Annotated in this window: 21 protein-coding genes; 9 read left to right on the top strand and 12 right to left on the bottom strand. The window is 54.4% G+C overall.

The window, feature by feature from the left end; all coding sequences use genetic code 11:
- Nucleotides 1-116 precede the first annotated feature (116 nt).
- The 4 genes from R1T41_RS17515 to R1T41_RS17500 all read right to left on the bottom strand — a co-directional run bounded on the left by R1T41_RS17515 (nucleotide 117) and on the right by R1T41_RS17500 (nucleotide 4,752).
- Complete coding sequence (locus tag R1T41_RS17515) at nucleotides 117-719, bottom strand: membrane integrity-associated transporter subunit PqiC (protein ID WP_170954030.1); 603 nt, start codon at nucleotides 717-719, stop codon at nucleotides 117-119.
- Nucleotides 720-733: 14 nt separating this feature from the next.
- Nucleotides 734-2,419, bottom strand: coding sequence for an intermembrane transport protein PqiB (locus R1T41_RS17510; RefSeq protein WP_317338213.1), 1,686 nt, complete (start codon nucleotides 2,417-2,419; stop codon nucleotides 734-736).
- Complete coding sequence (locus tag R1T41_RS17505) at nucleotides 2,416-3,702, bottom strand: paraquat-inducible protein A (RefSeq protein ID WP_317338211.1); 1,287 nt, start codon at nucleotides 3,700-3,702, stop codon at nucleotides 2,416-2,418. Before R1T41_RS17505 ends, R1T41_RS17510 begins: the two co-directional genes overlap by 4 nt.
- Nucleotides 3,703-3,852: 150 nt before the next feature.
- Nucleotides 3,853-4,752, bottom strand: coding sequence for a LysR family transcriptional regulator ArgP (locus R1T41_RS17500; RefSeq protein WP_317338209.1), 900 nt, complete (start codon nucleotides 4,750-4,752; stop codon nucleotides 3,853-3,855).
- Between the two features lie 319 nt (nucleotides 4,753-5,071).
- Here R1T41_RS17500 and R1T41_RS17495 point away from each other — a divergent pair, with 319 nt between their 5' ends.
- On the top strand, nucleotides 5,072-5,698 hold the full coding sequence (locus R1T41_RS17495; RefSeq protein ID WP_317338206.1) for a LysE/ArgO family amino acid transporter: 627 nt from the start codon (nucleotides 5,072-5,074) through the stop codon (nucleotides 5,696-5,698).
- Nucleotides 5,699-5,758: 60 nt separating this feature from the next.
- Here R1T41_RS17495 and R1T41_RS17490 read toward each other — a convergent pair whose 3' ends face one another.
- Together R1T41_RS17490 and R1T41_RS17485 are read right to left on the bottom strand one after the other, a co-directional pair.
- Nucleotides 5,759-6,337: a thymidine kinase gene (locus R1T41_RS17490; RefSeq protein ID WP_007089895.1), complete on the bottom strand. Its 579-nt coding sequence runs from the start codon at nucleotides 6,335-6,337 to the stop codon at nucleotides 5,759-5,761.
- A gap of 78 nt (nucleotides 6,338-6,415) precedes the next feature.
- Nucleotides 6,416-7,327, bottom strand: a complete 912-nt coding sequence (locus R1T41_RS17485; protein ID WP_317338203.1) for a LysR family transcriptional regulator — start codon at nucleotides 7,325-7,327, stop codon at nucleotides 6,416-6,418.
- A gap of 110 nt (nucleotides 7,328-7,437) precedes the next feature.
- Between R1T41_RS17485 and R1T41_RS17480 the strand changes: the two genes are divergently transcribed.
- Complete coding sequence (locus R1T41_RS17480; RefSeq protein WP_062959748.1) at nucleotides 7,438-8,118, top strand: type 1 glutamine amidotransferase domain-containing protein; 681 nt, start codon at nucleotides 7,438-7,440, stop codon at nucleotides 8,116-8,118.
- A gap of 70 nt (nucleotides 8,119-8,188) precedes the next feature.
- The gene (locus R1T41_RS17475) at nucleotides 8,189-8,389 is read left to right on the top strand and encodes a heavy-metal-associated domain-containing protein (protein WP_007089898.1); all 201 of its coding nucleotides are present in this window, start codon (nucleotides 8,189-8,191) and stop codon (nucleotides 8,387-8,389) included.
- Between the two features lie 65 nt (nucleotides 8,390-8,454).
- Here R1T41_RS17475 and R1T41_RS17470 read toward each other — a convergent pair whose 3' ends face one another.
- The gene (locus R1T41_RS17470; protein ID WP_317338199.1) at nucleotides 8,455-9,660 is read right to left on the bottom strand and encodes an MFS transporter; all 1,206 of its coding nucleotides are present in this window, start codon (nucleotides 9,658-9,660) and stop codon (nucleotides 8,455-8,457) included.
- Nucleotides 9,661-9,795: 135 nt separating this feature from the next.
- On the opposite strand from R1T41_RS17470, the gene R1T41_RS17465 reads away from it, so the two are divergent.
- Nucleotides 9,796-10,554, top strand: coding sequence for a helix-turn-helix transcriptional regulator (locus R1T41_RS17465; RefSeq protein ID WP_317338197.1), 759 nt, complete (start codon nucleotides 9,796-9,798; stop codon nucleotides 10,552-10,554).
- Nucleotides 10,555-10,753: 199 nt separating this feature from the next.
- On the opposite strand, the gene R1T41_RS17460 is transcribed toward R1T41_RS17465, so the two are convergent.
- Nucleotides 10,754-12,418: a methyl-accepting chemotaxis protein gene (locus R1T41_RS17460; RefSeq protein WP_317338195.1), complete on the bottom strand. Its 1,665-nt coding sequence runs from the start codon at nucleotides 12,416-12,418 to the stop codon at nucleotides 10,754-10,756.
- Nucleotides 12,419-13,069: 651 nt separating this feature from the next.
- Here R1T41_RS17460 and R1T41_RS17455 point away from each other — a divergent pair.
- Nucleotides 13,070-13,504, top strand: a complete 435-nt coding sequence (locus tag R1T41_RS17455) for a helix-turn-helix transcriptional regulator (RefSeq protein WP_317338193.1) — start codon at nucleotides 13,070-13,072, stop codon at nucleotides 13,502-13,504.
- 175 nt (nucleotides 13,505-13,679) lie between these two features.
- On the opposite strand, the gene gatB is transcribed toward R1T41_RS17455, so the two are convergent.
- From gatB to gatC, 3 genes are read right to left on the bottom strand one after another with little or no spacing between them, the layout of a single operon-like run.
- The gene (gene gatB / locus R1T41_RS17450; RefSeq protein ID WP_114110317.1) at nucleotides 13,680-15,134 is read right to left on the bottom strand and encodes an Asp-tRNA(Asn)/Glu-tRNA(Gln) amidotransferase subunit GatB; all 1,455 of its coding nucleotides are present in this window, start codon (nucleotides 15,132-15,134) and stop codon (nucleotides 13,680-13,682) included.
- Nucleotides 15,135-15,137: 3 nt separating this feature from the next.
- Complete coding sequence (gene gatA / locus R1T41_RS17445) at nucleotides 15,138-16,616, bottom strand: Asp-tRNA(Asn)/Glu-tRNA(Gln) amidotransferase subunit GatA (RefSeq protein WP_317338191.1); 1,479 nt, start codon at nucleotides 16,614-16,616, stop codon at nucleotides 15,138-15,140.
- Nucleotides 16,616-16,906: an Asp-tRNA(Asn)/Glu-tRNA(Gln) amidotransferase subunit GatC gene (gene gatC, locus R1T41_RS17440; protein WP_007089905.1), complete on the bottom strand. Its 291-nt coding sequence runs from the start codon at nucleotides 16,904-16,906 to the stop codon at nucleotides 16,616-16,618. The genes gatA and gatC overlap by 1 nt, the downstream gene beginning before the upstream one ends.
- Before the next feature lie 282 nt (nucleotides 16,907-17,188).
- Between gatC and ruvX the strand changes: the two genes are divergently transcribed.
- Nucleotides 17,189-17,716 (top strand): Holliday junction resolvase RuvX, encoded by a 528-nt coding sequence (gene ruvX / locus R1T41_RS17435; RefSeq protein ID WP_317338188.1) that lies wholly within the window; start codon nucleotides 17,189-17,191, stop codon nucleotides 17,714-17,716.
- A gap of 57 nt (nucleotides 17,717-17,773) precedes the next feature.
- Here the strand turns inward: ruvX and R1T41_RS17430 are convergent, their stop codons facing one another.
- Nucleotides 17,774-18,601 (bottom strand): VOC family protein, encoded by an 828-nt coding sequence (locus R1T41_RS17430; RefSeq protein ID WP_317338184.1) that lies wholly within the window; start codon nucleotides 18,599-18,601, stop codon nucleotides 17,774-17,776.
- 251 nt (nucleotides 18,602-18,852) lie between these two features.
- On the opposite strand from R1T41_RS17430, the gene R1T41_RS17425 reads away from it, so the two are divergent.
- From R1T41_RS17425 to R1T41_RS17415, 3 genes are all read left to right on the top strand, one after another.
- Nucleotides 18,853-19,776 (top strand): AEC family transporter, encoded by a 924-nt coding sequence (locus R1T41_RS17425; protein WP_209222370.1) that lies wholly within the window; start codon nucleotides 18,853-18,855, stop codon nucleotides 19,774-19,776.
- A 140-nt stretch (nucleotides 19,777-19,916) separates the two neighbouring features.
- The gene (locus R1T41_RS17420; RefSeq protein ID WP_317341589.1) at nucleotides 19,917-20,876 is read left to right on the top strand and encodes an aspartate carbamoyltransferase catalytic subunit; all 960 of its coding nucleotides are present in this window, start codon (nucleotides 19,917-19,919) and stop codon (nucleotides 20,874-20,876) included.
- Nucleotides 20,873-22,210 (top strand): dihydroorotase, encoded by a 1,338-nt coding sequence (locus R1T41_RS17415; RefSeq protein ID WP_317338183.1) that lies wholly within the window; start codon nucleotides 20,873-20,875, stop codon nucleotides 22,208-22,210. The genes R1T41_RS17420 and R1T41_RS17415 overlap by 4 nt, the downstream gene beginning before the upstream one ends.
- The last annotated feature ends 2 nt before the right edge of the window (nucleotides 22,211-22,212 follow it).

Here is a 22,212-nt window from a genome sequence, read left to right as displayed (position 1 = left end):
TCGAGGTATTCCAGCAAAACAGCTACCATTCTGGATACATCAAAAAACAATCATACAACCCAAAATACGCATACCTTGGTATGACCGACTATACCAACCCTATCCTTGCGGCAAATTCAGCGATAAGACCGGGCAATGGAATCGCTCAGTCGCGCCAAAAGATCACTCATGGCAGCAACGGTTGCCTCGGTGGTTGTGTCTTTCGGAACCACGGTGTCAGTAAACCGTTCGGATACGGCAACTTCGCCGGAATTGAAATTGACGATTTTCCAGCGTGCCGCCATCTGCACGGAACCGTCCGGTTGACGTTCAAACTGCCCAAGATCCACCACGATCTGCCAGACAACCCCGTCACGTGAATTCCACGGGAATGTCTCAATCCGCTGCGGGCTCAGTCGATGATCCAGATTTTCCACCAGGACACGCTGAATGTTTTCATCCAGCGGTTCGGCCCAGCGATCAAACTGATTGATCACCAACCGGTTATCGCTGCTGCGTGTTACGATCTGGCTGCGATCCAGATGACTTGGGATAGTGATAGGACCAACCCCGACCACGGCCGTTCTGGCCGCCCCCGACGGCGCAGAAACATCATCCGGGGACAACAGGAAATAGCGTTCCTGAACCGGTGTGCTGCATGCCGCCAGAACTCCCAGCGATGCTACAAACATTCCCGCCATCACACGATTGCGAATTTTTGCCATTGCTTTCGGTTTCATCTGCAATTCCTGCATCATTCTTCCTCCCGGCGGCCCGGTTTGCCCAGGATCAGGGCATTCGGATTTTGTTCAAGGAATTCGGCAAGATCACGCAACGACCGGGCTGCTGCCGACAATTCCTTCATGGTTTCCTCGAAATTATAGCGGACCGGCGAACTGGGCGAGGTCACATCACGCACCCCTCCAAGCGCAACCTGCGCGGTTTCCAGTGCTTTCTGGGTTGCCGGCAATACGCTGGTATCAAGGTTCGTCACAAGCTGGTTCACCCCGGCAGCAGCCTGTTTCAGGCTATCCATTCCTTCGATGATTGCCGGTGATGTAACGATATTCTCCATTCCCTCGACAGTTCCCAGCAGGCGAATACCGATTTCCTCAATCGGGAATGTCTCGACCTTTTCAAGCAGCGAGGACAACGAATTGCTGATCTCGTCTATTTTCTGCGGCAATGTCGGCAGTTCGGGAATTCTCGCCTGCCCGTCACCCAGATACCGGGCAGGTGTCACCGGATACATGCCAAGATCGACAAACAGTTGACCGGTGATAAAGCTTCCGGTTTTCAGACGCGCCCGCAAGCCGCGCTCGACCAGAATATCCATGATCTGCGCATAGTCGGTATTTTCGGGATTCTGCCCACCAACCATCTGTACCCGTTCCGGTTCCAGCGTGACTTCGACCGGCACCCGGAATGACTGGTTCGGCACAACATATTCCAGATTGACGCTGTTGACCGTACCCACACGGATGCCGTTGAATTCCACCGGTGCCCCCGGCGTCAGCCCCCGAACGGATGAATTGAAATACAGCATGTATTTCTGAGTGATGCCATGTGCCAGAATTTCCGCCTGTTTGCGATTATCATTAAGCCGGAATACCGTATCGGATTTCGCTGTTTCGGAATTAAGGCTTTCTTCCGGCGTATAGAAATTGATCCCGCCAGCCAACACTGAGCGCACCGATTGTGCACGCACCGAAAAACCTTCCGCATTCAGATCAAGGCTGATGCCGCTTGAATTCCAGAACCGTGTATCGCGCTTGACCAATGCATCAAACGGTTTACGAATATAGATCGGGATAGACACCTTTTCGGCGGCGGAATCCAGGTTGGTATCAAGGACCTCGCCAACCTCGACCCCGCGCAGCAGAACCGGGGTTCCCGACGCGACCGAACCGAGCTCCTCCGCCATCAGGATAAAGCGTGTACCATCCGTACCATCGGGCACATATTCCGGTTCTTCCGATCCGGTAAATTCGCGCGCTTCCTTGCCCGATTTATCGGGTACAACTTCGATATAGGCGCCTGAAACGATGGTTTGCAGGCCGGAAATACCCTGTGCAGAAACACGCGGGCGCACCACCCAGAATTTGGTGTTCTCAGTCAGATAGGGCTCGAAATCCGAAGTCATGCGCAGGGTCAGCACGACATGGTCAAAATCCTTGCTCAGATTGATTTCGGTCACCTGCCCGACATCGACATCACGATACCGCACCGCGGTTTTGCCCGCTGTCAGTCCTTCGGCCGATTCAAATGTTACGGTGATTTCCGGGCCCTTGGCCGACGCTTCGCGCCATAACAGCCAGCCGCCAATGATCAACGCGACAATCGGCACGATCCAGATAACCGGCAGGTTCTGAAATGCCTTTTTCACCTCGGGCCTGCCCGGCTGCCCCTGATCGGCATTCCGGCTGGTGTCGTCCGTCATGATGACATCCCCTGTTCCTTTTGCATTCCCGCCCGATCCCAGATCAGCCGTGGATCAAACGCCATCGCCGACAGCATGGTCAGAATGACCACGGCACAGAAGGCCACGGCACCAAATCCCGGTGCAACGGTTGCAATGTTACCCAATTTCACAAGTGCTGCCAGTATCGAAACCATGAACACATCAACCATCGACCACCGGCCGATCAGTTCCGTGATCCGGTAGACCAGCGTCCGCTGCCGAAGCGGCCCGCTCAATTCCAACCCTGTTGCAACATAAACCCACCCCAACAGCACGATTTTCAGGATCGGCACCACGATGCTGGCCGTAAAAACAACAATCGCAATCGGCCATTCACCCGACTGCATCAAAACCGCCACCCCCGACAGGATGGTATCGGATTTTGCGCGTCCCAGATATGTGATCGTCATGATCGGGAAAATATTGGCCGGGATATAAAGCACCATCGCCGCCACCAGAAGCGCCCACGCCCGCGACAGGCCTCCTGCCTTGCGATGATGCAGATGCGTCCCGCATCGTGGACATTTCCCGCCGGTTTCCCGTGCCGCACTATCGGTTACGACAAACGCGCATGTTTCGCAGGTCATCCAGCCGGTTGCCTTTGTCTGCCCGGCATTGGCACGCAGCTCTTCCAGATCCTCAAGCGTCGCATAGCGCAAATTTTCCGGCGCCAGTCGCCGCCAGATGGTCCTTGGATCCAGCGTCGTACTCATCAGCAATGTCGCCGGGATCAGCAGACAAACCGCATAAAAGGCAGGCCCGGCAATGACATCTGCAAAATCCGTCAGCTTGGTCAGCGCGACCAGAAGCCCGATCAGGAACACATCCAGCATCGACCAGGGCCGGATCACCGCCAAAACCCGCCAGACCGCCCGCAGGCCCGGCACGACAAAGCCGAAATAAAGCGGTGCAAGAACATAGATATACGCCCCGATCAACATCAGCGGGGCCGCAATTGATGTTAACGCGACCATAAAGGCCAGAAACGGAAAACCTTCCTGCCAGAAGGTTGCAACCCCGCTCAGCAGCGTGTTGCTTTCGGTGCGCCCTTCCATGGCAAAGGTCAGGATCGGAAATGAATTGGCAATCAGAAACAGGACAAGTGCGGTAATGGCGAAGGCCAGCGGCCGTTCCACAGTGCCCTTCTGCGCCTGATACAAGGGCGACCCGCAGCGTACGCACCGCGCCACAAAGCCCGGCGGGATGTCGTCTTCAACATGCAGGTAATCGCAATGTTCACAGGCAACAAGGCGATGCGACATTCAATCTTCCTGTTTCCATAAGGCGTTAGCGCACAGTCTGGAAGTCATGTGAGTAAGCGGCAGAATTCATCCCCTGTCAAATCTGATTGGCAAATCGGATCGTCCTTATGCCATATGGCGAAAACCGAAAATAAACGCGATCCCAACCCTTTAGTTCCCGATTTGGGGCAAATAATGGCGCGCTTCACCCAGAACGATCTCGTTGACCTGCGACAGCAATCCGCTTTGCATATTCCAGTGATGCCAATAAAGCGGCCGTTCGATTACATGCGGGCATGGCTGCACCAACCGTCCGCTCTGTAAACCTTCCGCCGCCTGATGCTCCTCAACCACGGCATAGGCGATACCATGCTCGGCCACGGTAACGAAACCTTGTGAACTTGGCACCGTATGGGCCGGAAATTCCCCTGGGACCAATCCGAAATACCTGTTTAAGAACTGGTTTTGCAATTCGTCATGGCGCGAAAAATTCACCGCCGGACAGGATCGCAACGCATCCGCCGTCACCCCATTGGCAAAATAACGGTCCCGGAATTCCGGCGCTACCACCATGATATAGCGCATCGCCCCCAATGGCCGCACCCGGCATCCCTGTATCGGATCGGGCCGTAAACTGACCGCGCCCAGCACGGTACCAGCCTGAAGCGCCTCGTGATTAAGGGCCTCGTCATCGACCGTCAGATGCACCAGCAGGTCAAGCTCGTGAAATAACCTTTTGGGAACTTTGACAAACCAGGTCGCCAGACTGTCGGCATTGACCGCAATCGCGATCTGGCCGGAACGGCTGGCCGAATGCAGCTTTGGCAGTTCATCATATAATTCCTGCTCAAGCAGGCTGACCCGCTGATAATGCTGCAACAGCCGCTTGCCCGCATCGGTCGCGGCAATCGGTTTGGACCGGATGATCAATGGCTGCCCCAACCGGTCTTCCAGCAACTTGACCCGCTGGGATATGGCCGACTGCGTCAGGCCAAGATCCCGCGCCGCCTTCTCAAAACTGCCATGCCGGATCACCTCGGCACTGGCCTGCAACAGCTTGTAATCGATCATTTTATTATCCCAACTTCATCCACCAGACACACACATATTCATCAATGGATCACCTGCCACCAATAATGCATCACGGACACGAAGCAGACTCGCCTGCCACCAAGGATGGATCGCCCCATCAGAACTGCCACCTGTCGTCACGACTAACTACTGTGATGCCTAAAACAGCTTCCGAACAGCACGATACCGGGGCTGGCCATACGTTACCCCGCGCATTCCGTTCATAAAATTTTCTAATGCTATATCATTATAATTCTATTTTCTTATTTCTCAAAACTGCTATCCCTGCCGCATCGACAACGATTTTGCGGAATGAAAAATGCTTCTGACCTTTGCGACCGGATTTGGCCTTGGCGGCGGGTTGATCATTGCGATCGGGGCACAGAACGCCTTTGTGTTGGGGCAAGGATTGCGCCGAAACCATCCGGCAATGGTCGCGTTCATCTGTGCGCTGTGTGATGCCGTGCTGATTGCCGCCGGGGTCGCCGGCCTGGGAACGCTGGTTGCCACCTACCCGATCCTAACCAAAGTCGCGGCATGGGGCGGTGCGGCCTTTCTGATCTGGTACGGGTTTGCGGCGCTGAGACGCCTGTTTAAAACCGAAACCCTGTCAGAAAGCGATGTCAGGCAGACGGGCTGGAAGGCGGTTCTATCGACCACACTGGCTGTAACCCTTTTGAACCCGCATGTCTATCTTGATACCGTTGTCATGCTGGGCGGGATTGGCGGGCAGTTCCCCGCCGAGGAACGGCTGACCTTTGCGCTTGGCGCGATGAGTGCGAGCTTTGTCTGGTTCTTTGCCATCGCCCTTGGCGCGGCGTGGCTGGCGCCCTATGTCGCACGGCCAATTACCTGGAAAATCATTGATGGCGTAACCTGTGCGGTGATGTGGCTGGTGGCTTACAAGCTGATCGCACCGGAAATCGCAACCCTGATCTATTCCTGAGTAAAAATGAACAATCGATGTGATTAAACATTTTTTGTGAAGAATAGAGATTCGGGTGGCTTATTTACCCATCGCTTCCTTGAAGTGCTGACGGCAGACGGAGACATAGCGATCATTGCCGCCGATTTCGACCTGGGCCCCCTCGCGCACGGTATTGCCGTTTTCATCAACGCGCAGAACCATCCCGGCCTTGCGTCCGCAATGGCAGATTGTCTTAAGCTCGCTTAGTTTGTCGGCCCAGGCCAGAAGCCATTTCGAGCCTTCGAAAAGCTGCCCCTGAAAATCGGTACGGATGCCATAGCACAGCACCGGCACGCCAAGCTTGTCGGCGACATCGGAAAGCTGCCAGACCTGATCCTTGGTCAGAAACTGCGCCTCGTCCACCAGCACGCAATCAATCCGGCCTTCATCAAGCTTTTCCCCGATCAGGGCACACAGGTCGGTATTGCCGTCAAACAAGACGGCCGGGGCTTCAAGGCCAATGCGCGATGCGATCTTGCCAACACCAAAACGATCATCAAACGCCACGGTTAGCAGAAGCGTCTGCATGCCGCGTTCCTGATAGTTGAAGCTGGATTGCAAAAGCGTCGTCGATTTGCCCGCATTCATCGACGAATAATAAAAGAACAGCTTGGCCATGGTTCCCCCTGAAGAGCGTTATTGGGGAATAGCCGATCAATCAGGATTGATCAATATGACAACAGCAGCCAAAACCGGTTATCCGCCATTGCGGCCCATATCGATGTCGCGCAATTCGCGACGCATGAAATCAAGCAGCGACTGGATTTTCGCACTGCGCGTCACACCAGCCGGAAACACGGCGAAAACTTCAAGATCGGGCAGTTTGCAGTTCGGCAATACATGCACCAGATCACCACGCGCAATTTCATCGGCAATATCGCAAAACGGCACAACCGCAAGCCCGTGCCCGCCGCGCAGGAATTGCAGGCGGGCGGTTGCATTATCAACCCGAACACTGCCCGAGACCCGAATGGATTTTTCCTGATCATCGCAGGTCAGACGCAGGGTTTCAGGAACCCGGCTATACATCACCCAGTCATGATCGGCGAGCTGTTCGGGGGTTTCGGGCAGACCTGCACGCGCAACACACCCCGCCGACGCCGCAATGATCCGGTGGGTCTGATAGAGCTTGAAACTTTTAAGGTCCGAGCTTTTGAGCGGCCCGGACCGGATGCCGATATCAATCCCCCGCCCGATCAGATCGACAACCTCTTCAGACAGATGAACATCAATCGCCACCCCCGGATAGGTCTGGCGAAACCGGTCAAGGATCGGCACGATCCGAAGTGTGCCCAGATGGACCGATGAGGTGATCGATATCTTGCCGACCGGCTCGTCACGCAGGACTTCGACCCGCTTGCGGGCTGCCTCTGCCTCCAGCGCAATCGTCCGGCAACTGTCGTAATAACGCGTTCCGGCATCGGTCAGGCTGAAATTACGCGTGCTGCGCCGAAGCAGGGGCACGCCAAGTTTGGCTTCAAGCTGCCGGATCTGATGGGATACCGCAGCACGGCTCAGCCCCATCTTGCGCGCCGCGGCAGAAAACCCGCCATCCTCGACTACGCGGGCGAAAATCATCATTGCCCGAACTTCATCCAGTGCCGACATTTCATACGCTCATTTAATTTGACAATCTGTCCAATTCTTCGACCTTTCGCAAATTAGATCAGCATCCTATCTTTGGTGCAAATCCTATTCACATATCGAGGACCAAAACGATGCGTATTCTGATGATTGTGACGTCCCACGACAAAATGGGCGATACCGGCCACAAAACCGGTATCTGGCTGGAAGAACTTGCTGCCCCCTATTTCCGGTTCCGCGATGCCGGTGCCGATATCACGCTGGCATCCCCCAAGGGTGGTCAGCCGCCGCTTGATCCCAACAGCCAGGTTCCCGATGCCCTGACCGAGGCGACCAAACGGTTTGAAGGCGATGCCGACGCCCAGAAAGCATTCGCCAACACCGTGAAACTTGATGGCCTGAAAGCCGATGACTATGACGCACTGTTTTATCCCGGCGGTCACGGGCCGCTTTGGGATCTGGCGATTGATGCCAAATCCATCGCATTGATCGAGGCATTCGTCGCACAGGACAAACCGGTTGCCGCTGTCTGCCACGGCCCGGCAGCATTCGTGAATGCCAAAACCAAAGACGGCAAGCCGCTGGTGGCGGGCAAAAAAGTCACCGGCTTCACCAATGACGAGGAAAAGGCCGTCGGCCTTGAAAAGGTCGTGCCGCTTCTGATCGAGGACGAATTCACCAAACAGGGCGGTCTTTATGAACGCGGTGATATGTGGGCATCCTATGCGGTTGTCGATGGCAAACTGGTGACCGGCCAGAACCCGGCATCAAGCGATGCTGCCGCCGACGCGGTTGTCAGATTGCTGGGTAAATAATCGCTTGACCTTCCAGCGACTGGAAACCCCATAGTCGGATCAACGAATCCTGAATGATGGAGCCACCGGAATGCTGAAACTGAAAGTCGATGAAATGAGCTGCGGCCATTGCGCCGCAACTGTTACCAAAGCCGTCGAAGGCGTTTCGGGCGTTGAAAAAGCCGATATCGACCTGGCCAAGGGCGAAGTAACCGTGACCGGCAATCCCGATGTCGCAGCCCTGATCGCCGCCATTGACGATGCCGGTTACCCAGCCCGTGAACTGGCCTGATCGCGCATAACACCAATGAAAAGGCCGCCCCTATGGGCGGCCTTTTTTGTTTCGGTATCCAGCATTCAGGCATTAGGTCCGTGTTCGATATCGGGCAGGAAAATCGTAAGGAAGCCGATGGCTGGTAACCACGCGCAAAACTGATAGACCGGCCCCAGCCCGAAATGATCGGCCATCACGCCAAGAATGGCCGCGCCAATCCCGCCAAGTCCGAAGGCAAGGCCGAAGAACAGACCGGAAATCATGCCAATGCGCCCCGGCACAAGTTCCTGCGCATAGACCACAATCGCCGAAAAGGCCGATGACAGGATAAGACCGATGGCAATCGAGAGCATCACGGTTGCCCCCAACCCGACATAGGGCAGGATCAGCGCAAAGGGCAGTGCCCCAAGGATCGATCCCCAAATCACCTTTTTGCGGCCAATCCGGTCGCCAACCGATCCACCGATCAGCGTCCCCGCCGCGACCGAGGCCAGAAAAATGAACAGATAAATCTGGGCGTCGCCTTCTGACAGCGGGAATTTTTCCATGAGGTAAAAGACGTAATAGCTGGTGAAGCTGGCAAGATAGAACCATTTCGACAGCATCAGACAGAACAGAACCAGAAGGCCGCCAATCACCTGGCGTCGGGCCGGAAGATTTGCCGCCAGATGAACAACACGCGGGCGGCGCACGGCATGGCCGTTGCGTTTATACCAGCGCCCGAGCAGCGCCAGGATCACAACACCGGCCAATGCAGCAAAGGCAAACCATGCCAGACTGCCCTGTCCGTGCGGCAAAACCACTGCGACCACCAGCAACGGCCCGATGGCTGAACCGACATTGCCGCCCACCTGAAACAGCGACTGCGCAAAGCCATGCGCCCCGCCCGATGCCAGACGCGCCAGACGCGAGGATTCCGGGTGAAAGATCGATGATCCCACGCCGAGCATCGCACTGCCCACAAGCAGCATCGCAAAACTGGTTGCCGAGGACAGCACCAGAAGCCCCGCCATCGACATCCCCATACCAAACGGCAGGGAATAAGGTTGCGGCCGACGATCGGTGAAATGGCCGATAAAGGGCTGCAACAGTGATGCCGTCACCTGATAGGTCAGGGTCAATAGACCGAGCTGCGCAAACGATAGATCAAAGCCGCCCTTGAACACCGGATAAGCCGCGACAAATAGCGACTGGATCATATCGTTCAGCAAATGACAGAAACTGGCCGCACCCAGAACCGGCAAAACGGTTCGGGAGACTTGCGGTCGGTTGAGAACGGCTTCGTTCATCGGGGACCTCGTTGAAATGACATTAAACGCACGCCTTGGTGCGTTGATCGTCATTATAAAAATTGCAAAACGGCCCACCACCGCGTTAGGGTCAATTTATTACCAGACTGGGCCAATCATCATAGGCAGGCATCGATGTCATCTTTTCGCGAAGTTCCAAGACCGGTTATCGCATTGGGTACGGATTATCCCGACGGTCACGTGATTGCCGCCCATCGCCATGATCGCGATCAGTTGCTGTATGGCATGACCGGGGTTTTGATGGCATCAACCCCGCAAGGCGCATGGATGATGCCGCCACAGCGCGGCATGCTGATTCCCGCCGGGGTGATCCATGAAGTCCGCCTGTTTGGCGATGTCAAAATGCGGTCGCTTTATCTGCGCCCGGATCGGCTTGGGGATACAGACAACCAATGCAAGGTGGTCGGCATTTCATCGCTGATGCGCCATTTGCTGATCGAAGCGGTTACCGTCCCGCCGGAATATGACATGGCGGGCCGTGATGGTGCATTGATGGCGCTGATTGAACATGAAATCAAACGGTTGCCGGTCCTTCCGCTGTCGCTTCCGTTGCCAGAACAGGCGGGATTACGGAAAAAATGTCGGGCGTTTCTGGCCTCCCCGACCCCGCATGAAACCATTGATGACTGGTGCCATCATCTGGGTATGAGCCGCCGAAGCTTTACCCGACAGTTTCGCAAGGAAACCGGATCAAGCTTTGTCGAATGGCGTCAACAGGCCTGCATCCTTGCCGCCCTGCCAAGACTGGCCGCCGGCGAAGCCGTGACAACGATTGCGATGGACCTTGGCTATGACAATCCCGCCGCGTTCAGCAATATGTTCAAACGCATTCTTGGTGCATCACCGCGCGATTACAGGACCACAGACACTTAGGAAGATATTTGACCTGTGAGCTTACAAAAAACCTGGAACATCTGGATTAATTCACCAGACAACAAGCCAATACGCATAGAAAATGGTTAAGCCCATAAATTAATCGAGCTTAACCATTGAAAAATAAGGCTGATAGAAGTTCGTTTAGCGCTCATCAGTCATATCTGGGTCTGAACTTTGGCGAAATGCCGCAGACAGCTTAAGCTGCCTTTACCGCCGACAAGAAAGTCTCGACTTTCTGAAGCAGTATTTCAGCTTGCTGAGACATATTGTTTGAGGCAGATAGCACTTGCTCGGCCGCAGCACCGGTTGATGCCGCTGCTTCGTTGACGCCGTGAATATTGACCGTTACCTCGCCGGTTCCAGCTGATGCTTCCTGGACATTTCGATTGATTTCATCGGTTGCGGCACCTTGCTGCTCAACCGCACTGGCAATTGCCGATGCGATTTCGCTGATTTCGGTGATGGTTGTTCCGATGGAATCAATGGCGACAACAGCACCTTCTGTTTCGCTCTGGATGGCAGAAATCTGACTGGTGATTTCTTCGGTGGCCTTGGACGTGGCGTTGGCAAGGTTTTTGACCTCCGCGGCAACGACGGCAAAACCTTTGCCGGCTTCGCCTGCGCGGGCCGCTTCAATCGTGGCATTCAGTGCCAAAAGATTGGTCTGAGCCGCAATATCACTGATCAAACCAACAACATCACCAATTTTCTGGGCCGCTTCTGCAAGCCCTCGGACTTGTGCATTCGTACTTTGCGCTTCCGCAACAGCCTTATCGGCCACACGGGACGACTGGGTAACCTGATGACTGATTTCAGAGATCGATGCACTCAATTCTTCGGAGGCACTGGCAACCGTTTGAACATTATTAGATGCCTGCTCGGCCGCCGCGGCAACCACCGTTGACTGACGACTGGTTTCTTCCGCAGTTGCCGTCATTGATGTCGCTGTATGCTGCATTTCACTCGCAGTATCCGCGACCGTTTTCAGAACGATCGATACATCATCTTCAAAATCACCAGTTAGCTTTTCGATCAATCTGGAGCGGGCTTCGCGCTGCTTTTGAGCTTCTACTTCCTGGGCGGCCAGTTCCTCTGCCTTGATCATGTTTTCTTTAAATACCAAGACAGCCTTTGCCATGTCACCGATTTCATCCTTGTGATCCTGCCCTGGAATATCGATGGTTTTGTCACCACCGGCGAGAACTCGCATCGAGTTTGTGATCGTAACAATCGGTCGTGAAATACCAACACCGATTAGCCACGCTGCGGCCAAACCGACCACAACAGCAATTGCAGAAATGATGGTGGCAAGCGAAATGGCAAAAGCGTTTTCTGCTTTTGCTTTCGGACCAATATCATCCTGTTTGGCTTTGAAGGACAGTTTGAGTTCTTCGATGTCGCTTGCAACCTTTGGCCCCAGAACGTTCAGGATTGATTCAGCGATATGTTGTTGTTCCGCAGGATCCTTGGTTGCGCTTAAAGCGCGAACCGCCGCAGCATACGCCGCAATATCCTGATCCACAGCTTTCGCACTTTCAAGGTAGTCAGGGTCTTTAACAAGAGACAAAAATTCGACGTTAAGCTTTTTGGTTGTTTCTAGTCTTTGATTTGCGTTTTCAAGAGCTTCAGGAGACTGCTTCATCTGAAAACTCAAAACCGAAACACGAGCTTCAAGCATATTGGCCTGAACACGTGAAGCTTGGTTTGATTGCAGTGCAATCTGCCGATACTCGTTGAAATTACTGTCTGCATCCATCAATGCAATAACGCAGATCGCCGACACCGTGATCATCAAAACCAACATCACGCCAAAACCGCCAGCAACTTTGATGGCAATTTTAATTCGCTTTAGAAGCCCCATATTACTACCCCACACCCCAATAACTATCCTTTAGTATTGTTCTCCCAAAAAAGGACCACACATCTAGAGGGAGCCTTGATACAAAAGAATGAATTCATTTCACGCAGCAATCAGAGGAAACTGTTTCGCTCTGAGCAAAATTGTCCCATGCAATCAATGGCTTTGAATGAACATGACCTGCCAGCACGCAACTTGAGATGAAATATGCGAAATTGCCTCAAGTCATCACGAAGGTTTTCTAAGGTTTCAGAATGCTTACAGGAAATAAACACTGTGCGACGATCATCCTGAGCACTTCGCCAAGCTGCGTAAATCACGTCTCACACTTTGCTTGAGATTAACCAACACCCCAGTCGGAAAGTTAACAGTCAAGCGCAGATAGATCGCGAATGCCAAATATCGCCCCGGCAAAACATCGCTTATGCACGGATACAGGCGATCATTTCAGTTTGGCACTGAAGTTCACTCTGCACACACCATCAAAGACAGAGAAGTAATGGTACATAAATAAACCAAAATCAAGAAAAAATACCTTTAATGGTATTTTTTTAGACCAAAACCCCAAAAGTATCAATTTTGAGAATCTAAATAAACTAAAGGTTTATGTTTTTTTGATTCTTCACACTCCAATTCCATACAGGAACAGCAGTTATGATAACCAACCTTAGTGGGCGAATAAGAGAGGCAAGAAAGCATATAGGGCTTAGTGCATCGGAAGCAGCAGACCTTGCCGGACTTACACGCAAATCGTGGGAACGTTACGAGCTGGACAAAAATGAACCAAAAGCATCATCTTTGGCTGTACTGGTTGATAATGGCATAGACGCAAGCTGGTTGCTGACAGGAAGAGGCAGCATGCTGAGAAGCGAAGTGCAGGATCAAGCGCGCGTGATTGACGCTGATTTACTACGCATGATTCTCGAGGAAATTGAATCCTATCGCTCACAAAACAATAGGACATGGGACATATCGGAGGCGGCTCGCGTTATTGGTCTAAGCTATGAAATGCTGCAAGCAGAAAGGGAGCGGGGTATTGAGCCATCTCCAAGAAACCTGAACCTACTCTTACAGGCAGCAAATTTGTGATTTAAAGACAAAAGTTCCGACGCCTCCCAATTCTACAAAAATATGTTTTATGAAATCTTCAGGCAGTATTTGGCTCATTAACTTTGAAGATGATTAGCGACACATCGAACCCCAAAAAAAGCCGCCCGTTTCAGATCGAAACGGGCGGCTTTTGGACATCTTCTGATGATTGAAATCAGCCGAGGATTTTGTCGCGGAGCATCTGGTTGACCATGCCCGGGTTGGCTTTGCCGCCCGTGGATTTCATGACCTGGCCAACGAACCAGCCGAGCATGCGATCCTTGCCGTCGCGGATTTCCTGAACCTTGTCCGGGTTGGCCGCAATGACTTCGTCAATCGCGGTTTCAATCGCACCGGTATCGGTGATCTGCTTCAGACCTTTTTCTTCAACGATCTTTTCCGGGTCATTTCCGGTTTCGATCATGATTTCAAAGACGTCCTTGGCAATACGGCCCGAAATGGTGTCGTCCGAAATCAGGTCCAGAAGCTTGCCGAGATTTTCGGCCGTGACCGGGCTTTCGGTGACAGGAACTTCCAGCTTGTTGAGCGCACCAAACAGGTTGGTGATCACCCAGTTCGCGGCAAGTTTGCCATCGCGCCCCTTGGCAACGACTTCGTAATAGGCGGCCTTTTCCTGATCGGCAACGAGAACGCCGGCATCATAAGCCGACAGGCCGTTTTCGCGCATGAAGCGGGCTTTTTTCTCGTCCGGGAGTTCCGGCAGGGTCTTTTCGATTTCGGAAACGAATGCCTGATCGAATACCAGCGGCAGCAAATCCGGATCCGGGAAATAGCGGTAATCATGTGCCATTTCCTTGGACCGCATCGAACGGGTTTCACCCAGACGCGGATCGTAAAGACGGGTTTCCTGAACGATTTCGCCACCGGCTTCGATGACTTCGACCTGACGTTTTGCTTCGATCTCGATCGCCTGCATCACATAACGGATGGAGTTGACGTTCTTGATTTCGCAACGCGTGCCGAATTCAGCGCCCGGACGACGGACCGAAACGTTGGCATCGCAGCGCATCGAACCTTCGTTCATGTTGCCATCACACGTGCCAAGGTAACGCACGATCGCGCGCAGCTTGGTCAGGTATGCACCGGCTTCTTCCGGAGTGCGGATATCGGGCATGGACACGATTTCCATCAGGGCAACGCCCGAACGGTTCAAATCGATATGCGAATATTTCGGATCCTGATCGTGCATCGATTTACCGGCATCCTGTTCAAGATGCAGGCGTTCAATGCCAACCGATTTGGTCGAGCCATCAGGCATATCGAGGATAATGGTCCCCTCGCCGACGATCGGTTTGTCGAACTGCGAAATCTGATAGCCCTGCGGCAGATCGGCATAGAAGTAGTTCTTGCGCGCAAAGACGCTTTCAAGATTGATCCTGGCTTTAAGGCCAAGGCCGGTCTTGACGGCTTGCCGCACGCATTCCTCGTTGATGACCGGCAACATGCCAGGCATGGCCGCGTCAACAAGGCTGACATTGGTGTTCGGTTCGTTGCCAAATGTGGTCGAAGCACCGGAAAACAGTTTGGATTTGGAAACCACCTGACAGTGGACTTCCAGACCGACAACGATTTCCCAAGGGCCGGTTGAACCTTCGATGATATAGGTCATGGATCAGCCCTCCTGCCCGGCCGGTTTCGCGGTAAAGTTGGCGGCAGTTTCAAGTACGCCACCGACACGCAGAACGGTTTCTTCGTCAAACGGTTTACCAATCAGCTGCAGACCAAGCGGCAGACCTTCGGCAGACAGGCCCGTCGGAACGGACAGGCCCGGAAGACCTGCAAGGCTTGCAGGGACGGTAAAGACGTCGTTCAGATACATTTTGACCGGATCGTCTTCGTTTTCACCAATCGCAAAGGCCGCCGACGGTGCAGTCGGTGCCAGAATGGCATCAACGGTGCCGAATGCGGTTGCGAAATCCTCGTAAATGCGACGACGGACTTTAAGCGCCTTGTTGTAGTAAGCGTCATAGTAGCCAGCCGACAGCACATAGGTGCCGATCATGATGCGGCGCTGGACTTCCTTGCCGAAACCAGCCGCACGGGACTTCATATACATGTCGTCCAAGCTGTCGCCTTCGTCCATGACGCGCTGGCCGTAACGCAGGCCGTCATAACGCGCAAGGTTCGAGGATGCCTCGGCCGGAGCGACGATATAATAGGTGCCAAGCGCGTATTTGGTGTGCGGCAGGGTCACATCGACCACTTCGGCACCCGCATCGCGCAGCATCGCAATACCGTTATCCCACAGCTTGTTGATTTCTTCGGGCATGTTATCGACGCGGTATTCTTTCGGAATACCGATTTTCATGCCGCGAATGTCACCCGTCAGGGCGGCTTCGAAATCAGGAACCGCAACCGGGGCAGACGTGCTGTCCTTGGCGTCGTGACCGGCCATTGCGCCCAGCATGATCGCAGCGTCGCGAACGGTTTTGGTCATCGGACCGGCCTGATCAAGCGAGCTAGCAAAGGCAACAATGCCCCAGCGCGAGCAACGGCCATAGGTCGGCTTCAGGCCTACAATACCGCAATAGGATGCCGGTTGACGGATCGAGCCACCGGTATCAGTACCGGTCGCCGCCAGCGCCATGCCCGCGGCAACAGCAGCAGCCGAACCACCAGACGAGCCACCCGGAACCAGATCCTTGCCATCCTTGCCCTTCCACGGGTTGATGACATTGCCATAATAGGACGACGTATTGGACGACCCCATGGCAAATTCATCAAGGTTGGCCTTGCCCAGCATCACCGCGCCGTTATTAAACAGGTTGGTGGTGACGGTGGATTCATATTCCGGTTTGAAACCTTCGAGGATGTGCGAGGCCGCAGTCGTCTGGACACCTTCGGTGCAGAACAGATCCTTGATCGCAATCGGCAGGCCTTCCATTTTACCCGCGTCACCCTTGGCGCGCTTGGCGTCAGAAGCCTTGGCCATATCGATGGCCTTGTCCGGGGTTTCGGTGATGTAAGCGTTCAGATTACGGTGCGCTTCCATCGATTTGATGTGGGCTTCGGTCAGTTCGACCGATGTGTAATCACCCTTTGCCAGCCCGTCGCGGGCCTCGGCAAGCGTCAGATTTGTCAGATCAGTCATTATTCAACCACCTTCGGCACAACAAAACAGCCAGCATCGGTCATCGGTGCGTTTGACAGCACTTTTTGCTGGATATTGCCATCGGTGACTTCGTCCTTGCGCATCGGCAGGGTCAGATCGGCAACCGACGTCAGGGGATCACAACCCTCGACATCAACTTCTTGCAGTTCCTCGACGAAATCGAGGATACGGGTCAAATCTCCCGCCAGTTCGCCAAGCCCTTCTTCGGACACGTTGATACGCGACAGAAAGGCGATCCTGCGAACTGTTTCCTTATCCAAAGACGACATGGATGAAAGTCTCTCTTAAGGAATGACAAAACACCCGGCAAGCAGGCAGCCTGCCGGAACTTGAAATTACAGCGCGGAAACTAGCACCCCGCTGCCCCCGCCGCAAGGGCCGGAGACAGCCAATTTCGGCAACTTTTCCAACAGCTGGGAAAGTTGCCACCTGATCATGGCGGACATCGGGGGCAAAGCCATGCTTTCACCGACGTTTCAGGCATGTCAGTATTGCGTTTCGCCGGTTGAAATGCGCTGGCGTTTTTCGGGCAACGCACCTATAAGGGCGCCATGATTTGCAATGACACACAGGAATTGCTGCGGTTCTTGACACCGGCAGCACGCGTTTTGGGGCTGGATCTCGGCACCAAGACCATTGGCGTGGCCCTTTCGGATGTCGGGCTACAGATCGCGTCCCCCTATTCGCTGATTTCGCGCAAGAAATTCACGCGGGATATTGCCGAACTTTCGGCGATCATCACCAAACAGAATGTCGGTGGTATCATCATCGGTTTTCCGCGTGAGCTTGACGGCACGATCGGCAAGGCCTGCCACCGGGTTTATGCCTTTGTCGACGAAATGCAGAATTATATCGATCTGCCGATCCTGCTTTGGGATGAACGTCTTTCGACCAACGCGGTTGAACGTATCCTGATCGAGGATGTCGACATGACCCGCAAACGCCGTGCGGAAGTTGTCGATAAAACGGCTGCGGCCTATATCCTCCAGGGTGCGCTTGATAACCTTAATCTTCACACCGATCCGTATGAAAATCCGGTCGATGACGATGAGGACGAAATCGGCGACGAAGACGCCTGATTTTTCGCCCGATCAAACCGGGCCATTTCAAGATTTCCGATAAGGCCGTCTGATATGTCAGGCGGCTTTTTCTTTGGCCTTGAAGACAATCAGGGTCCCGAAGAACTTGGATGGCGGCAGGATCAGTCGCCCCTTCTTATGAATTGCCCCCATGGATTGGGCGGCCTCGGCGATGACATCAATCCGGTCAACGATGATTTCGTATCCGGCAAATCCGTCGGTCGGGAAAAGCGGATCATCAATGCCAAAACGGGTGACCATTTCATCGCTGTGAAGGGCTTCGACAATCTTGTCGGTGCCGATTTCGGCAACAAAATCCGATACCGCGTCGGCCGCCCAATGCATCAGGAACACCTTGCCAATCGCATAGGCCCCGTTCGCATGCGTCTGATACTCCGGATAATAGAAATTCTGCGGCGGGTGGCGATGCTGGCAAACGAATGTTACGGCGTGACGCAGCAACGGGTGATTGGCAAAGGCAAGCGAAAATGCCACATCGGTCAGAGAACCATCCGGGCGGGTGGCTTCGCGTTCGAACTTGAAGACACGCGGAACGGCGGCACCGGCGGCAATGAAAGCCTCCCGGTCTTTTTCCGCATCGCGTGATTGCAGCGCGAGCATCGACATGCCTTCACGCTGACGCAGATAATCGCGATTATAAATCGGGAAGGAAAACGGTGCTGCGAGATCGGTTTCGGCGATTTTTTCCGGCTCGATCACGGCAAGCAATTCGATATACATGCCATCAAGCTGGATCAGGGCGTTGCCGGTGCCAAACGGATGATTGGCGCGCGGGGTGACGGTAAAGCCCAGCTTGCGATAGGCATCACAGGCCACATCAAGATCATTGACACATAAAACCAGATGATCGATTGAGCGGCTCATGGGCATTCCCCTGATTGCATTCCTGTTTGCAGTGCTAACAGCGCAGGAATTTCTTTCAATTGATAAATCAGTGCGTTGCACGCATTATCTGACCCATGCTCATTATCACAGGATGGACATGCAATGAAACAAACAGTCTTGTCGATACGATGTCAGACAGGACCGTCGCAATGCAAACCATCACAGCAAATCACATAACAACCGATTAATAACCGGCCCATCGTACCGCAAGATATTTTCGAAAGCGCCCCATGTTAGCCATCCTGTCCGCCCTGATCCCGACCTTTGCCCTGATCGTGCTTGGTTTCATCCTGCGGCAACGCAAATTCCTGCCTGATGCGTTCTGGCCCGGGGCGGAAAAGCTGACCTATTATGTGACATTCCCGGCATTGCTGTTTTCCAATACTGCGCAGGCCGATCTGGGCAGCCTGCCGCTGGCGGGGATTGCGACTGCAATGCTGGGCACGGTTTTCATCTGCACCGTTCTTATCCTGATCACCAAACCGGTTCTGAAAGTCAGCAACCCGGCCTTTTCGTCGCTGTTTCAGGGGGCAATCCGACCCAATACCTATATCGGGCTTGCGGTTGCCGCCGCCCTTCTTGGCGAAGCCGGATTGACGGTGACTGCCCTTTGCGTTGCCTTGGTCGTGCCGACGGTCAATGTGCTTTCGGTTCTGGCCTGCGCGCATTGGGGGGATAATGAACGCACTCCCGGTGCGGTGTCGCTTTTGCGCGATGTTCTGCGCAATCCGTTGCTGATGGCGTGTGTTTTGGGCATCGCGATCAATATGACGGGATTTGGCCTGCCGCCGGTGATCGGGCCGTTTCTGGAAGTTCTGGGGCGTGCGGCATTGCCAATCGGGCTTCTGGCAGTTGGTGCGGGGCTTGATCTTTCGGCGGCACGACGTGCCGGGGGGCCGGTCGGGTTTTCGACACTGGGCAAACTCGTCATCAGCCCGGCGATTGCAGCGGGGCTTTGTCTTTTGCTCGGCCTGCCGCCGGTGGAACTGGCGGCAGTTGTGCTTTATGCAGGGCTCCCCTGTTCGGCCAGTGCGTTTGTACTGGCCCGCCTGATGGGCGGTGACGCACCGATGATGGCCAGCATCATTACGGTTCACACGCTTGTCGCGATTATCACCATACCGATCCTTGCGGTTTTGCTGCATGTAGTCTGATGTAAACCAGATGAAATACTGACCATCCGGTCAGCTTTTTGGGGCAATATTTTAACTTTCCGTGACAGGGGCAATTGGGTATGCTCCGCGCGAAATTCTGCCCATACCATTTAAGGAATATGTGCAACGCCATGAGTGTCATGGGACCAGCGGCGGATCACTATCCGCACCCTCACCTCCTCGGTATCGAAGGTCTTACCCCGGGGGAAATCACCCTTATTCTTGATCGTGCCCAGCATTATGCGGAAAAGAACCGCACCGCAGACAAGACCAGCAACATTCTTGCCGGGGCCACGGTCGTCAATCTGTTCTATGAAAACTCGACCCGAACGCTGACATCGTTTGAACTGGCCGCCAAGCGGCTTGGTGCGATGGTGATCAACATGACGGTCGGCACCAGTTCGGTCAAAAAGGGTGAAACCCTGATTGATACCGCGATGACGCTCAATGCGATGAACCCGGATGCACTTGTGGTCCGCCATGGCGACAGCGGCGCGGTCAAGCTTCTGAGCGAGAAGGTCAATTGCGCAGTTCTCAATGCCGGGGATGGCCGACACGAGCACCCGACACAGGCGTTGCTTGATGCGCTGACCATTCGCCGTCACAAGGGCCGCCTGCATCGGCTTAACGTTGCGATCTGCGGCGATATCGCGCATTCGCGCGTCGCCCGATCCAACATCCTGCTGCTCAATACCATGGGATCGCGCGTGCGCCTTGTCGCCCCCCCGACCCTGATCCCGTCAAAAATCGACCGGATGGGGGTCGAGATTTTCCATGACATGGAAGAAGGCCTTAAGGATTGCGACATCGTCATGATGCTGCGCCTTCAGCTGGAACGCATGGAAGGAAGCTTCATCCCGTCCGTCCGTGAATATTTCCATTTCCACGGCCTTGATCGCGCCAAGCTTGCCAATGCCAAGCCCGATGCGCTGATCATGCATCCCGGCCCGATGAATTGCGGCGTCGAGATTGACAGTGAAGTCGCCGACGACGTTGAACGATCAGTCATCCGCGAACAGGTTGAAATGGGGGTTGCAGTGCGCATGGCCGCCCTTGAATTGCTGGTCCAGAACCACAGACAGCTCGGAGGCCAGGCATGACCCCAGCCATTCGTGTAAAGGGCACGGGCCGCAAGGCCATCATCAATGCCCGCCTGCTTGACCCGGCCGCACAAACCGACAGCACGGGCGGCATCCTGATTGAAAACAGCAAGATCATTGATTGCGGCGCAAAGGTCACGCGCGACAATCTTCCCAAGGATTGCGAGATTGTTGATGCTGCGGGTGCGTGTCTTGCGCCCGGCCTTGTAGATATGCGCGCGCAATTGCGCGATCCGGGGTTCGAACATCAGGAAACCATCGAAACCGCCGGCCGTTCGGCGGCAGCGGGCGGGATCACCACGATCATCGCCCTGCCCAACACCGATCCGGTGATTGATGATGTCGCCGGTGTCGAATTCATCGCCCGCCGCGCCCGCAAGGTTGGCCTGGCCAAGGTTTTTGCCTATGGCGCGGTATCAAAGGGCATAGAAGGTGGCGAAATCACCGAGATGGGCCTTTTGCATCAGGCCGGTGCCGTGGCGTTTTGTGATGGCGTGAAAACCATCGCCAGCGCCCGATTGCTGCGACAGGCATTGTCCTATTCGACCTTCTTTGACGGCATGATCGTCCAGCATCCCGAGGAGCCGGAACTTTCCAAGGGTGCGGCAATGAATAGCGGCGAACTTGCCACCCGCCTTGGTCTTAGCGGTGTATCACCTCTTGCCGAAGTCATGCAGATAGAGCGCGATTTGCGGCTGGTTGAAATGACGGGCGGACGTTTGCATTTTGCCCATATCTCGACCGGGGAATCGGTCGAGATAATCCGCAAGGCCAAGAAACGCGGCCTTAAGGTCACGTGCGATACCGCGCCTTTCTATTTCGCACTTAATGAAAATGCGGTTTCGGATTACCGAACCTTTGCCAAGCTGTCGCCGCCGCTTCGATCCGAGGACGACCGGCAGGCGATTGTGGCGGGCCTTGCCGATGGCACGATTGATGCCATCGCATCCGACCATAATCCGCAGGATGTTGACTCCAAACGCCTGCCTTTTGCACAGGCCGCCGCCGGTGGCGTTGGTTTTGAAACGCTTCTGCCGATCACGCTTGAGCTTTATCACAACGGGCATATGTCGATGCTTGACGTGATTACCAAGCTGACGACAGCCCCGGCGGGACTGGTGCGCATCAAGGGTGCTGGCACGCTTGAAATCGGGACGGCTGCTGATCTGGTGCTGTTTGATCCGGATCGCCCATGGAAGATCGATCCCTATCAGTTCGAGTCAAAATCGAAAAATTCGCCATTTGACGGCCGCCTGACCCAGGGCCGTGTCCTTCGCACCATCATTGATGGTCGCGAGGTTTTTGCCGATCCCTCTGTCGTGGAAGGCGCGTGAAT

Origin of the sequence: Thalassospira lucentensis (assembly GCF_032921865.1) — a bacterium.
GTDB lineage: Bacteria > Pseudomonadota > Alphaproteobacteria > Rhodospirillales > Thalassospiraceae > Thalassospira > Thalassospira lucentensis_A.
This window is presented reverse-complemented; position numbering and strand designations above follow the sequence as displayed.

What these genes read in the sequence shown, in the direction of transcription:
- R1T41_RS17505 (WP_317338211.1), bottom strand. Translation starts at nt 3,702, where the DNA reads ATGTCGCATCGCCTTGTTGCCTGTGAACATTGCGATTACCTGCATGTT.
- ruvX (WP_317338188.1), top strand. Translation starts at nt 17,189, where the DNA reads ATGATTTGCAATGACACACAGGAATTGCTGCGGTTCTTGACACCGGCA.
- R1T41_RS17470 (WP_317338199.1), bottom strand. Translation starts at nt 9,660, where the DNA reads ATGAACGAAGCCGTTCTCAACCGACCGCAAGTCTCCCGAACCGTTTTG.
- R1T41_RS17495 (WP_317338206.1), top strand. Translation starts at nt 5,072, where the DNA reads ATGCTTCTGACCTTTGCGACCGGATTTGGCCTTGGCGGCGGGTTGATC.
- gatC (WP_007089905.1), bottom strand. Translation starts at nt 16,906, where the DNA reads ATGTCGTCTTTGGATAAGGAAACAGTTCGCAGGATCGCCTTTCTGTCG.
- R1T41_RS17415 (WP_317338183.1), top strand. Translation starts at nt 20,873, where the DNA reads ATGACCCCAGCCATTCGTGTAAAGGGCACGGGCCGCAAGGCCATCATC.
- R1T41_RS17475 (WP_007089898.1), top strand. Translation starts at nt 8,189, where the DNA reads ATGCTGAAACTGAAAGTCGATGAAATGAGCTGCGGCCATTGCGCCGCA.
- R1T41_RS17460 (WP_317338195.1), bottom strand. Translation starts at nt 12,418, where the DNA reads ATGGGGCTTCTAAAGCGAATTAAAATTGCCATCAAAGTTGCTGGCGGT.
- R1T41_RS17455 (WP_317338193.1), top strand. Translation starts at nt 13,070, where the DNA reads ATGATAACCAACCTTAGTGGGCGAATAAGAGAGGCAAGAAAGCATATA.
- gatA (WP_317338191.1), bottom strand. Translation starts at nt 16,616, where the DNA reads ATGACTGATCTGACAAATCTGACGCTTGCCGAGGCCCGCGACGGGCTG.
- gatB (WP_114110317.1), bottom strand. Translation starts at nt 15,134, where the DNA reads ATGACCTATATCATCGAAGGTTCAACCGGCCCTTGGGAAATCGTTGTC.
- R1T41_RS17480 (WP_062959748.1), top strand. Translation starts at nt 7,438, where the DNA reads ATGCGTATTCTGATGATTGTGACGTCCCACGACAAAATGGGCGATACC.
- R1T41_RS17420 (WP_317341589.1), top strand. Translation starts at nt 19,917, where the DNA reads ATGGGACCAGCGGCGGATCACTATCCGCACCCTCACCTCCTCGGTATC.
- R1T41_RS17515 (WP_170954030.1), bottom strand. Translation starts at nt 719, where the DNA reads ATGAAACCGAAAGCAATGGCAAAAATTCGCAATCGTGTGATGGCGGGA.
- R1T41_RS17510 (WP_317338213.1), bottom strand. Translation starts at nt 2,419, where the DNA reads ATGACGGACGACACCAGCCGGAATGCCGATCAGGGGCAGCCGGGCAGG.
- R1T41_RS17490 (WP_007089895.1), bottom strand. Translation starts at nt 6,337, where the DNA reads ATGGCCAAGCTGTTCTTTTATTATTCGTCGATGAATGCGGGCAAATCG.
- R1T41_RS17500 (WP_317338209.1), bottom strand. Translation starts at nt 4,752, where the DNA reads ATGATCGATTACAAGCTGTTGCAGGCCAGTGCCGAGGTGATCCGGCAT.
- R1T41_RS17485 (WP_317338203.1), bottom strand. Translation starts at nt 7,327, where the DNA reads ATGTCGGCACTGGATGAAGTTCGGGCAATGATGATTTTCGCCCGCGTA.
- R1T41_RS17465 (WP_317338197.1), top strand. Translation starts at nt 9,796, where the DNA reads ATGTCATCTTTTCGCGAAGTTCCAAGACCGGTTATCGCATTGGGTACG.
- R1T41_RS17430 (WP_317338184.1), bottom strand. Translation starts at nt 18,601, where the DNA reads ATGAGCCGCTCAATCGATCATCTGGTTTTATGTGTCAATGATCTTGAT.
- R1T41_RS17425 (WP_209222370.1), top strand. Translation starts at nt 18,853, where the DNA reads ATGTTAGCCATCCTGTCCGCCCTGATCCCGACCTTTGCCCTGATCGTG.